This is a genomic window from Staphylococcus pseudoxylosus (genome assembly GCF_003697915.1).
Classification (GTDB): Bacteria; Bacillota; Bacilli; order Staphylococcales; family Staphylococcaceae; genus Staphylococcus; species Staphylococcus pseudoxylosus.
Genome location: NZ_RCVN01000055.1, coordinates 1 through 647 on the forward strand (window position 1 = coordinate 1; position 647 = coordinate 647).

Below are 647 nucleotides of genomic sequence, written 5' to 3' on the forward strand. Positions count from 1 at the left end.
CTCTTCCGATCTTATCTTTAGCTCCGTCAACTGCTCCGTTCCATATATCAGCAAACCATTGACCAATACCGCTAAAGAATGAAACTATTCCGTCCCATGCACTCTTTAAGAAGTCTACGAAACTACCCCAAACCTTTTTACCTGTTTCGGTTTGAGTGAAGAAGTAAACTAAACCAGCAACAATGGCTGCGATTGCTATGCCAAGAGCCACGAATGGATTCATAGCCATTACAGCATTGAAAGCTCCTTGTATAATTGTACCAGCTTCAACAACCTTATTATATATCTCGACAGCCTTAATGATTCCATCAATAACTTTCAAAGCAACGAATACACTAGCCAAAGCAGCTAAAGCTACTTTTAAAGTATCTATTGCGCTTTTACTTTCACTAATTTTTTGCAGAAAATCAGCTATTTTTTTCGTGACTTTTGAAAATTTACCAGCAAATACAGCTATGCTTTTTGCTACGTTATCTATACTTGTTGCGTTTTTTGTTGTTTCTGTATTTATTCCAATAAATGAATTTATGACATTCCCTATAATAGAAACTATGGAACCAAATGCACTTTTTATGCTATCCCAAGCCTCTAAAAATGCTAAAGTGGCTGCATTTTCTTGCAGTTTTTGAAACAAGTCTTGGAAATAC

General features: G+C 36.0%; 1 pseudogene. It reads right to left on the minus strand.

The features are described from left to right. Positions 1-647 (minus strand): annotated as a pseudogene (locus tag D9V42_RS14765) (hypothetical protein); the annotation flags it as partial.